This is a genomic window from Bacillus sp. FSL W8-0519, from assembly GCF_038005585.1.
GTDB lineage: Bacteria > Bacillota > Bacilli > Bacillales > Bacillaceae_G > Bacillus_A > Bacillus_A paranthracis.
This window is the reverse complement of sequence record NZ_JBBOTL010000001.1, coordinates 3,630,601-3,642,613: the sequence shown is the minus strand read 5'-3', so window position 1 is coordinate 3,642,613 and position 12,013 is coordinate 3,630,601. Positions and strand designations below refer to the sequence as shown.

The 12,013-nt window shown below is 36.5% G+C and carries 12 protein-coding genes; all 12 read left to right on the top strand.

What is annotated here, in order from left to right:
* Positions 1 to 15: 15 nt before the first annotated feature.
* Positions 16 to 372, top strand: a complete 357-nt coding sequence (rbfA, locus tag NST14_RS18970; protein WP_000776443.1) for a 30S ribosome-binding factor RbfA — start codon at positions 16 to 18, stop codon at positions 370 to 372.
* Between the two features lie 86 nt (positions 373 to 458).
* A complete protein-coding gene (gene truB, locus NST14_RS18965; RefSeq protein WP_000399338.1) occupies positions 459 to 1,382 on the top strand; it encodes a tRNA pseudouridine(55) synthase TruB in 924 nt (307 codons plus the stop codon).
* Between the two features lie 43 nt (positions 1,383 to 1,425).
* On the top strand, positions 1,426 to 2,397 hold the full coding sequence (gene ribF / locus NST14_RS18960; protein ID WP_000766710.1) for a bifunctional riboflavin kinase/FAD synthetase: 972 nt from the start codon (positions 1,426 to 1,428) through the stop codon (positions 2,395 to 2,397).
* Positions 2,398 to 2,497: 100 nt separating this feature from the next.
* Entirely contained in the window at positions 2,498 to 2,767 is a 270-nt protein-coding gene (gene rpsO / locus NST14_RS18955) for a 30S ribosomal protein S15 (protein ID WP_001229392.1), read from the top strand.
* Positions 2,768 to 2,927: 160 nt separating this feature from the next.
* On the top strand, positions 2,928 to 5,066 hold the full coding sequence (gene pnp / locus NST14_RS18950; RefSeq protein WP_000076746.1) for a polyribonucleotide nucleotidyltransferase: 2,139 nt from the start codon (positions 2,928 to 2,930) through the stop codon (positions 5,064 to 5,066).
* A 152-nt stretch (positions 5,067 to 5,218) separates the two neighbouring features.
* Complete coding sequence (locus NST14_RS18945) at positions 5,219 to 6,118, top strand: polysaccharide deacetylase family protein (RefSeq protein WP_229142888.1); 900 nt, start codon at positions 5,219 to 5,221, stop codon at positions 6,116 to 6,118.
* Positions 6,119 to 6,204: 86 nt separating this feature from the next.
* A complete protein-coding gene (locus NST14_RS18940; RefSeq protein ID WP_000592994.1) occupies positions 6,205 to 7,446 on the top strand; it encodes a M16 family metallopeptidase in 1,242 nt (413 codons plus the stop codon).
* 126 nt (positions 7,447 to 7,572) lie between these two features.
* Entirely contained in the window at positions 7,573 to 7,824 is a 252-nt protein-coding gene (locus NST14_RS18935) for a YlmC/YmxH family sporulation protein (protein WP_001239753.1), read from the top strand.
* Positions 7,825 to 8,061: 237 nt separating this feature from the next.
* The gene (gene dpaA / locus NST14_RS18930; protein WP_000954725.1) at positions 8,062 to 8,964 is read left to right on the top strand and encodes a dipicolinic acid synthetase subunit A; all 903 of its coding nucleotides are present in this window, start codon (positions 8,062 to 8,064) and stop codon (positions 8,962 to 8,964) included.
* Entirely contained in the window at positions 8,961 to 9,560 is a 600-nt protein-coding gene (gene dpaB / locus NST14_RS18925) for a dipicolinate synthase subunit B (RefSeq protein ID WP_001049480.1), read from the top strand. Before dpaA ends, dpaB begins: the two co-directional genes overlap by 4 nt.
* Positions 9,561 to 9,710: 150 nt before the next feature.
* Positions 9,711 to 10,757, top strand: a complete 1,047-nt coding sequence (gene asd / locus NST14_RS18920) for an aspartate-semialdehyde dehydrogenase (protein ID WP_000414848.1) — start codon at positions 9,711 to 9,713, stop codon at positions 10,755 to 10,757.
* Between the two features lie 23 nt (positions 10,758 to 10,780).
* Entirely contained in the window at positions 10,781 to 12,013 is a 1,233-nt protein-coding gene (gene dapG, locus NST14_RS18915) for an aspartate kinase (protein WP_000692473.1), read from the top strand.

Genomic DNA, 12,013 nt, shown 5'->3' with positions numbered 1-12,013 from the left:
ATGAGGTGAAGAGTTATGAAATTACGTGCAAACCGTGTAGGCGAGCAAATGAAAAAAGAATTAGGCGACATCATCAGTCGTAAAATTAAAGATCCACGTGTCGGATTTGTTACTGTAACAGATGTACAAGTGAGTGGAGATTTACAAATTGCTACAGTGTATATTTCTGTTTTAGGTGATGAAGAGCAGAAAGAAAGTACACTAAAAGGTTTAGCGAAGGCAAAAGGTTTCATTCGTTCAGAAATTGGCCAACGTATTCGTCTTCGTAAAACGCCTGAAATTTCCTTTGAATTTGATGAATCTATCGGATATGGTCATCGAATTGATACACTTTTACATGAAATTAATAAAGAAGGTAAACGTGAAGAATAATGGATAGACATTTGTCTATCCATTTTTTCAATGTAAAATAAGTTTTGAATAAGTATTATGAAAGAATTACGATGAGGTGAGCATATATGGAAGGTGTAGTATTATTACATAAGCCAAAAGGCATGACATCACATGATTGTGTATTTAAATTAAGAAAGATATTGCGTGAAAAACGAATTGGTCATACAGGAACATTAGATCCAGATGTAACAGGAGTATTGCCGATTTGTGTTGGGCGAGCAACAAAGATTGCACAATTTTTAACGAGTGAGACGAAAACATATGAAGGTGAAGTGACATTAGGGTTTTCAACAACAACTGAAGATGCTTCTGGTGAAGTTGTGGAAACGAAACATGTAGACCGTGTTATTACTCGTAAAGAAGTGGAAGAGGCTCTTGCGACATTAACAGGTACGATTGAGCAAATGCCTCCGATGTTTTCGGCTGTAAAAGTTAACGGAAAAAAATTATATGAATATGCAAGAGCAGGACAAGAGGTTGAACGTCCAGTTCGTACAATTACAATTCATGAATTTGTATTACTAGATGATCGTGAAGTGTTTGAAGGAGAAAATATTTCATTCCGTTTCCGTGTAACGTGTAGTAAAGGGACATATGTAAGAACGTTAGCGGTAATGATTGGTGAAAAACTTGGTTTTCCATCACATATGTCTCACCTTGTAAGAACGGCTTCAGGTGAATTTGTATTAGAAGATTGCATATCATTTGAAGAAATTGAAGAAAACGTGCAAAATGGAACAGTAGAGTCTATCTTCATTTCAATTGATGAAGCATTAAGTAAGTTCCCGAAAATGGTTGTAGATGAAAAGCAAGCAGAAAAAATAAAAAATGGTATGTTCTTAAAAAATGAATTGCAAATAACGGCGCCGTTTATAACAGTGTTTGATAAAAACGATCGTTGCCTTGCAATTTATGAGCACCATCCAAAACACCCTGGTATGCTAAAGCCGATGAAAGTACTTGTGAATAATCAAGAACTAAAGCTATAATGAATTATTGGAAGGATTATTACAGAAAAAGGTGAATTCAAGCGTGAAACTTATTCATTTAACTCATCCACATGAACAAAATAAATTAGAATTACCACCTACTGTAATGGCATTAGGATTTTTTGATGGCATTCATTTAGGACATCAATGTGTGATTCGAACTGCGAAACAAATAGCGGATGAAAAGGGATATAAAAGTGCAGTGATGACATTTTATCCGCATCCATCTGTTGTTTTAGGTAAAAAGGAAGCGCATGCGGAGTATATTACACCAATGTGTGATAAAGAAAAAATAGTCGAGAGTTTAGGAATCGATATATTATATGTTGTTAAATTCGATGAATCATTTGCAGGCTTATTGCCACAACAATTTGTAGATGATTATATTATTGGTTTAAATGTAAAGCATGTAGTAGCAGGGTTTGATTATTCATATGGACGTTTAGGAAAAGGAAAGATGGAGACTTTACCATTTCATGCAAGAGGGGAGTTTACACAGACTGTGATTGAAAAAGTTGAATTTCAAGAAGAGAAAGTAAGTTCTACGGCATTACGAAAGTTAATTCGAAATGGCGAAATGGAGCAAATTCCATCTATTTTAGGTAGAGCATATACAGTAGGAGGAACGGTTGTACACGGTGATAAACGTGGACGTCAAATTGGTTTCCCAACAGCTAATGTAGGTTTAAGTGATGAGTATCTATTACCACCTGTAGGTGTTTATGCAGTGAGATTAAAAGTTCACGATGAATGGTACGATGGTGTATGTAATATTGGATATAAACCAACCTTTAAAGAAGATGAGCGCCAACTATCTATTGAAGTGCACTTATTTGAATTTAACAAAGACATATATGATCAAAATGTTACAGTAGAGTGGCATATGCGTATAAGAGAAGAGAAGAAATTCAATGGCATCGATGAGTTAGTTGAACAAATCGCAAAAGATAAGAAAACAGCACAAGAATATTTTGCGAACGAAAATAATATACTTGCTTTTTCAAATGAAAAGTAGTATTCTATGTTATGTACTTTATGACAACCATTGCTTGGCATTGCGACTCACCGACGCTTGCTAGGTAATCGGGGGTTTAATTAATAGGAGGTGAAATAGGATGGCTTTAACACAAGAGCGTAAAAATGAAATCATTGCACAATTTAGAACTCATGAGACTGATACTGGTTCTCCAGAGGTTCAAATTGCTGTCCTAACGGAGCAAATTAACACTCTAAACGAGCACTTACGTACTCACAAGAAAGATCATCATTCACGTCGTGGTCTATTAAAGATGGTTGGTAAACGTCGTAACTTACTAACTTACCTTCGTAATAGCGATATCACACGTTACCGTGAATTAATCACAAAGCTTGGCTTACGTCGATAGTCAAAGAAGCGGGAATATTCCCGCTTTTTTGTTAGGTAAAAATATATCTTCTACTCTTTATAGCTTACTTCATTTTCGGTAATACTAGAGGTAGAATATTGTGATATACTATCCATTTACATAGAAGAATTGAATACTTTAAATTGAGAGGGGTACTTAAATGAGTCAAGAAAAGCAAGTCTTCTCGATAGATTTAGCTGGTCGCCAGCTAACAGTTGAAACAGGTCAGCTTGCAAAGCAAGCGAACGGAGCAGTATTAGTAAGATATGGCGATACAGCGGTTCTATCTACAGCAACTGCATCAAAAGAAGCAAAAAATGTAGATTTCTTCCCACTTACAGTAAACTATGAAGAGCGTTTATATGCAGTCGGAAAAATTCCTGGCGGTTTCATTAAACGTGAAGGTCGTCCAAGTGAAAAAGCAATTTTGGCAAGTCGTTTAATCGACCGTCCAATTCGTCCACTTTTCGCAGATGGATTCCGTAACGAAGTACAAGTTGTCAGCATCGTAATGAGTGTTGATCAAGATTGTTCTTCTGAAATGGCAGCTATGCTTGGTTCTTCATTAGCGTTATCGATTTCAGACATTCCATTTGAAGGTCCGATCGCGGGTGCAACAGTTGGTCGTATTAACGGCGAATTCGTTATCAACCCAACAGTAGAACAGCAAGAACAAAGTGATATTCACCTTGTTGTAGCTGGTACGAAAGATGCAATTAACATGGTTGAAGCAGGAGCAGATCAAGTGCCTGAGGAAACAATGTTAGAAGCAATTATGTTTGGTCATGACGAAATTAAACGTCTAATTGCATTCCAAGAAGAGATTGTACAAGCTGTAGGTAAAGAGAAATCAGAAGTGAAACTTTATGAAGTTGACGCTGATCTTAACCAAGCTGTACGTGAAATGGCTGAGAAGGATATGCATTCTGCAATTCAAGTACATGAGAAACATGCACGTGAAGATGCAATTAACGAAGTGAAAAAGCGTGTAATTGAGCATTACGAAGCGCAAGAAGCTGATGCTGATACATTAGGACAAGTAAATGAGATTTTATATAAAATTGTAAAAGAAGAAGTACGTCGTCTTATTACAGTTGAGAAAATCCGCCCAGATGGCCGTAAAGGTGACGAAATCCGTCCATTAGCATCAGAGGTTGGCATTTTATCTCGTACACACGGTTCTGGTTTATTCACACGTGGACAAACACAAGCATTAAGTATTTGTACATTAGGCGCATTAGGCGATGTGCAAATTTTAGATGGCCTTGGTGTAGAAGAATCAAAACGCTTTATGCACCATTACAATTTCCCATCATTTAGTGTTGGTGAAACAAGACCAATGCGTGGACCAGGTCGTCGTGAAATTGGTCACGGTGCACTAGGAGAACGTGCTCTTGAGCCTGTAATTCCGTCTGAAAAAGATTTCCCATACACAGTACGTCTTGTATCTGAAGTATTAGAATCAAATGGTTCTACTTCACAAGCGAGTATTTGTGGTAGTACTTTAGCAATGATGGATGCTGGTGTTCCACTTAAAGCTCCAGTTGCAGGTATTGCAATGGGTCTAGTTAAATCAGGTGAGCATTACACAATTTTAACTGATATTCAAGGTATGGAAGATCATTTAGGTGATATGGACTTTAAAGTAGCAGGTACAGCACACGGTGTAACTGCACTACAAATGGACATTAAAATCGATGGTCTATCTCGTGAAATTTTAGAAGAGGCATTACAACAAGCGAAAGTTGGTCGTATGCACATTCTAGATCATATGTTATCTGTAATTGCAGAGCCACGCACTGAATTATCAGCGTACGCTCCAAAGATTATTACAATGACAATTAACCCGGATAAAATCCGTGACGTTATCGGACCAAGCGGTAAACAAATCAATAAAATTATTGAAGAAACTGGCGTTAAAATTGACATCGAGCAAGATGGTACAGTATTCATTTCTTCAATAAATCAAGAAATGAACGATAAAGCTAAGAAAATTATCGAGGATATCGTTCGCGAAGTACAAGTAGGTGAAATCTACGAAGGAAAAGTGAAACGTGTTGAGAAATTCGGTGCTTTCGTTGAATTATTCAGCGGTAAAGATGGATTAGTTCACATTTCTGAACTTGCACTTGAGCGTGTAGGTAAAGTAGAAGACGTTGTGAAAATCGGTGATGTAATTACAGTTAAAGTTATCGAGATTGACAAGCAAGGTCGCGTGAATTTATCTAGAAAAGTATTGCTAAAAGAAGAGCAAGAAAAAGAAGCTGCTAAAGAAGAAAACAAACAAGAGCAGCAATAAGCAAAAGCCAGTTTAACTGGCTTTTTTTGTTATGTAAAAATATGATTTGCATATATTTTTATGTCAGTATAGGTATAGTTTTCATTATAACGCTCAAATTAACAAAGATAAGAAGAAAAATGGTTTTTTATATAGTTAATGGGAGGGTTTATATGAAAACTCGTATATTGGCATACATATGTATATTCTTTTTATATGTCAGTGCAGGTTCTTATTCTGTTTTTGCACAGGATTACTTATATGAAGAAATTCAAAAGCATGCAAAACAATATGAGATTGCACCGCAAAATGCGATGATTGATAAGATATGGAAAGCAACACCAGGATATAATGGAAGACAAGTTGATATGGAAGCATCCTATAACAATATGAAGAAATTAAAGCAGTTTGATCAAAAACATCTTGAATTCAAGGAAGTATCACCGAGTGTCCACTTAGAAGATTTATCACCAGCACCAATTTATAGAGGTCATCCGGATAAAAAGATGGTCGGGTTAACAATAAATGTGGCATGGGGAAATGAATATTTGCCTCGTATATTAGAAATATTGAAAAAGCATGATGTGAAGGCGACTTTCTTTTTAGAAGGACGTTGGGTGAAAGAAAATTTACGATTTGCAAAAATGATTGTCGATGCAAATCAAGAAGTTGGAAATCATTCTTACACACACCCTAATATGAAAACGTTATCGTCTGATGAAATAAGAGATCAGTTACAAAAAACAAATCGAATGATCGAAGCAGCTACGAATCAAAAGGTAAGATGGTTTGCACCGCCGAGTGGAAGTTTTCGGGATGAAGTCGTGAAAATTGCAGATGATTTTCAAATGGGAACGATTATGTGGACTGTTGATACAATTGATTGGAAGCGACCTGAGCCAGGTGTACTATTGCAGAGAGTAATGAGAAAAATACATCCAGGTGCTATCGTATTAATGCATCCTACTTCGTCCACAACAGAAGCATTAGATACAATGATTACAAAATTGAAGGAACAAGGATATAAAGTAGGGAATATAACAGAATTACTGGATGAAAAACGTGTAGATTAAATACATTTGCATGACATTCATCCTTAAACTTGTTATCATTAAATAATAGCACTTATTTAGAGAAACTGGCAGTAGGAGGAAAGTTTTTGATTAAAAAATATACTTGTAAAAATGGTGTAAGAATAGTTATGGAGAATATACCAACTGTAAGATCGGTTGCGATTGGTATTTGGATCCATGCAGGATCAAGAAATGAAAATGAAAAAAATAACGGGATTTCTCACTTTTTAGAGCATATGTTCTTTAAAGGAACAGAAACACGTAGTGCACGTGAAATTGCAGAATCATTTGATAGCATTGGTGGGCAAGTGAATGCTTTTACTTCAAAAGAATACACTTGTTACTATGCAAAAGTGCTAGATGAGCATGCTAAATATGCTTTAGATGTATTAGCAGATATGTTCTTTAATTCAACATTTGATGAAGAAGAACTGAAAAAAGAGAAGAATGTCGTATGTGAAGAAATTAAAATGTACGAAGATGCTCCAGATGATATTGTGCATGATATGTTAACGAAAGCAACATATGAAACGCATCCGCTTGGATATCCTATTTTAGGAACAGAAGAAACGCTTAATACGTTTACAGGTGATACGCTACGTCAATATATTAAGGATCACTACACACCTGAAAATGTAGTTGTATCAATTGCAGGAAATATTGATGAAGCCTTTTTACAAACAGTAGAGCAATATTTCGGTAGTTATGAAGGAACGACAAACCGTGAACAAGTACATAGCCCAATTTTCCATTTTAATAAGGTAGCACGTAAAAAGGAAACAGAACAAGCTCATTTATGTTTAGGATATAAAGGCTTACAAATGGGACACGAAGATATTTATAACTTAATTGTATTAAATAACGTTTTAGGCGGTAGTATGAGTAGCCGTTTATTCCAAGAAGTACGTGAGCAACGCGGGTTAGCTTACTCAGTATTCTCTTACCATTCTTCTTATGAAGATACAGGTATGTTAACGCTGTATGGTGGAACAGGTAGCCAACAATTGGATACACTGTATGAAACAATGCAAGAAACATTAGAAACATTGAAAAATACAGGTATTACAGAAAAAGAGCTTATGAATAGTAAAGAGCAATTAAAAGGAAACTTAATGTTAAGTTTAGAAAGTACGAATAGTCGTATGAGCCGTAATGGTAAAAATGAATTGTTACTTCGTAAGCACCGTTCACTTGATGAGATTATTGAAAGTGTAAACACGGTAACAAAAGAAAATGTAGATGAGTTAATTCGTAACATGTTTACAGATGAATTTTCTGCAGCATTAATTAGTCCAGATGGAAAACTTCCAAAAGGAATAAAACTGTAATTACTATATATGATTTAAAAATAACCGTATCTCTTTTAAATGAGATACGGTTATTTTTTGTGGGTATATAGAATAGGTACTAATTATGGATAACTTAAATGAATAATTTGGGTAGGGGGAGAGAGTATGCGATTAAGTGAACTAAGTGGGAAAGAAATTGTTAATTTAGAAAGAGCAGAAAAAATGGGGGTTTTAGGTTATGTGGATTTAGAGGTTGATGAGAAGGATGGACAAATACAGGCTCTTATTATACCTGCTGGGAAATGGGGAGGTTTCAAAAAGGAACCACAAGAAATAAGAGTAGCATGGAGGCAAATTAAAAAAGTGGGGCATGATATGATTCTTTGTGATATTACAGATCGTTCAAATTCGAAGTGAAAGATGGCCATTTTGGTCATCTTTTTTTGTTCATTTTACTCAGAGCAAAATCCAACAGAATATCTTTCCTATGCCGAATTTTGAGGTAGGGCCTTCCTACATACAAATAGCGGGATACATGATAGGTGCTTTTTGTTTTTCAATCACCTAAAACTCGTACATTACATATGATGTGGAGGAAAAAGAAAAAGTAGGCACTTTTCTTATAAATGACAGAAAAAGAAGGTGAATTAGGGAATGTTGACTGAGATGCATATTGCTGTCATAGGAGGAGATGCAAGACAGCTAGAAGTAATTCGCAAGCTCGTTGAATTGGATGCGAAACTTTCATTGATAGGGTTTGATCAGTTAGACCATGGCTTCACAGGGGCAGCAAAAGAAAGTATACAAAATTTAGATTTCACTTCTTTAGATGCAATTATTTTGCCAGTTGCAGGTACAAATGCCAAGGGAGAAGTAGATACTATTTTTTCAAATGAAAAAGTTTCTATAACGAAAGAACAAATTGAAAATACACCAGAACATTTTACTATATATTCAGGTATTGGTACGCCTTACTTGGAAAATCTCGTATCTACTACAAACCGTAAACTAATTAAATTATTTGATCGTGATGATGTGGCAATCTACAATTCTATACCAACTGTAGAAGGTACATTAATGATGGTAATTCAACATACCGACTATACAATTCATGGTTCTAATGTAATGGTTTTAGGATTTGGTAGAACAGGGATGAGCGTTGCCAGAGCATTTCAATCATTAGGAGCCCATGTCAAAGTTGGAGCAAGACGATCGGAACATATTGCACGTATTACAGAAATGATGTTTTCTCCTTTTCATATGCAGAACATTGAGAAAGAAGTAGGGGATATCGATATTGTCATTAATACAATTCCACATCTCGTTGTGACAGCAAATGTCATTTCAAAAATGCCGGCTCATACGTTAGTAATTGATTTAGCTTCTAAACCAGGCGGTACCGACTTTAGATATGCAGAAAAAAGAGGAGTCAAAGCGTTGTTAGCACCTGGATTACCAGGTATTGTTGCTCCAAAAACAGCAGGACAAATTTTAGCGAACGTTCTTTCTCAGTTATTAGCAGAAGATGTAATCGCAAGAAAGGAGAATGGGGAATGAATTTAAAAGGGAAAAGAATAGGGTTTGGTTTTACGGGTTCACATTGTACGTACGAAGAAGTAATGCCTCATTTAGAAAAGTTAATTGCTGAGGGAGCTGAAGTGCGTCCAGTTGTTTCTTACACTGTTCAATCAACAAATACGAGATTTGGCGAAGGGGCAGAATGGATTAAAAAGATTGAAGAAGTAACAGGTTTTAAAGCGATTAATTCAATCGTTGGCGCAGAACCACTTGGACCTAAAATCCCATTAGATTGTATGGTAATTGCTCCTTTAACGGGAAATTCTATGAGTAAATTTGCGAATGCAATGACAGACTCTCCGGTATTAATGGCAGCGAAAGCGACGCTAAGAAATGGCAAGCCTGTCGTATTAGCCGTTTCGACGAATGATGCTTTAGGGCTTAATGGAGTAAATCTCATGCGCCTAATGGCCACAAAAAACATCTACTTCGTCCCATTCGGTCAAGACGCACCAGAGAAAAAACCGAACTCAATGGTAGCACGCATGGAGCTGCTTGAAGATACAGTATTAGAAGCACTGCAAGGGAAGCAATTGCAACCGGTTGTCGTAGAAAAATTCAGATATATGAATTAAAAAACGAAAAAAAACGGACAATTTTTGATGAAACCATCATTCTTACTGTAGAATATGATAAAATTAACGTTATTAAGATTAGAAGGGGTATTCTATACTCCTTCTCATTCTAAGTTATAGAAGGATTGGTATCTAGAAAGGGGCATAGTGATGGAAAAGCAAAAAACTTTTCATGTCGCTGTAGTTGGAGCAACCGGCGCAGTTGGTGAACAAATGTTAAATACTTTAGAGAAACGAGAATTTCCAATCGGGAAGTTAACGTTACTTTCATCTAAACGATCTGCAGGTAAGAAACTTGTATTTAAAGGCGAAGAATTTACAGTTCAAGAGGCAACTCCTGAAAGTTTTGAAGGAGTAGATATCGCACTATTTAGTGCTGGTGGATCTGTATCAAAACAATTAGCGCCAGAAGCAGCAAAGCGCGGTGCGATTGTTGTTGATAATACAAGTGCATTCCGTATGACAGAAAACGTGCCACTTGTTGTACCTGAAGTAAATGAAAACGACTTAAAAGAACATAACGGTATTATTGCAAATCCAAACTGTTCTACAATTCAAATGGTAGTAGCTCTTGAGCCAGTTCGTCAGCAATATGGTTTAAAACGAGTAATCGTTTCCACATATCAAGCTGTATCAGGTGCTGGTGCGGCAGCGATTGAAGAACTTCATGAACAATCACAAGCAATCTTAAATGGTGAAGAAGTGAAGGCGAATGTTTTACCTGTATCAGGTGATAAGAAACATTTCCCGATTGCTTTCAACGCGATTCCACAGATTGATAAGTTCCAAGATAATGGATTTACATTTGAAGAAATGAAAATGATTAATGAAACGAAAAAAATTATGCATATGCCAGAGCTAGAAGTAGCGGCAACATGTGTACGTTTACCAGTTGTATCAGGTCACTCTGAGTCTGTTTACATTGAAGTAGAAAAAGAGGGCGTAACAGTAGAGGAATTAAAGAACTTACTTGCAAATGCGGAAGGTATCGTTCTGCAAGATAACCCAGAAGAGCAATTATATCCAATGCCAGCTACTGCAGTAGGTAAAAACGAAGTATTCGTTGGAAGAATCCGTAAAGATTTAAATAACGATAAAGGATTCCATCTTTGGGTCGTATCTGATAACTTATTAAAAGGCGCTGCATGGAATTCTGTTCAAATTGCAGAGCGCTTAGTAAAATTACAATTAGTGTAAACGGCTAAGAGAAGGTGCAAAATATGAAAATTATTGTTCAAAAATTTGGTGGGACATCTGTACGTGATGAAAATGGACGTAAGCATGCGCTTCATCATATAAAAAAATCGCTAGATGCGGGTTATAAAGTAGTGACTGTCGTATCTGCTATGGGTCGTAAAGGTGAACCATATGCAACTGATACGTTGTTAAGTCTTGTAAATCAAGAGGAATCTCATATTTCTAATCGTGAGCAAGATTTATTATTATCATGCGGAGAATTAATCTCAGCAATCGTTTTCTCTAACATGTTAAATGAGAACGGTATAAAAGCGGCGGCATTAAATGGTGCACAAGCTGGTTTTGTAACAAATGATGATTTTACAAATGCTAAGATTATTGAAATGAATTGTGATCGTATACACGAAGAGCTAGAAAATGTAGATGTAATCGTTGTGACAGGATTCCAAGGACAAACGAAAAAAGGTGATACGACAACACTTGGACGCGGAGGTAGTGATACTTCAGCTTCAGCTTTAGGTGTTGCGCTTCATGCTGAATATATCGATATCTTCACAGATGTAGAAGGTGTGATGACTGCGGATCCTCGCATTGTAAAAGATGCACGTCATCTTCAAACTGTAACGTATAACGAAATTTGTAACATGGCATACCAAGGTGCAAAAGTCGTTCATCCACGTGCAGTTGAAATTGCGATGCATGCAAAAGTACCGCTTCGTGTACGTTCTACGTACTCTGATAGTGAAGGTACGCTTATTTCAGCATCTGACGGCGCTACAAAAGGCCGTGATGTAGAAGAACGTCCTGTTACAGGTATTGCACATGTATCAAATGTGACGCAAATTAAAGTACTTGCAAAAGAAACAGCATATGATTTGCAGCAGCATGTGTTTAAAGAAATGGCGAATGAAGGAATCAGTGTCGATTTAATTAACATTTCACCTACTGGGGTAGCTTATACGGTGAGTGATAATGTATCAAATCGTGCAGTTGAACTATTACAAAACCTTGGATATGAGCCAATTGTGACAGAGCATTGTGCGAAAGTATCTATTGTAGGAGCTGGAATGGCAGGATACCCAGGGGTTACTGCGAAAATCGTTACAGCTTTAGCTGAAAAAGGTATTCAAATTCTGCAATCAGCAGATAGTCATACAACTATTTGGGTTCTTGTAAAAGAAACTGATTTAGTGGAGGCTGTAAATGCATTACATAGTGCGTTTGAGCTTTCAAAAGAAAAGCAACTGGAACAATAA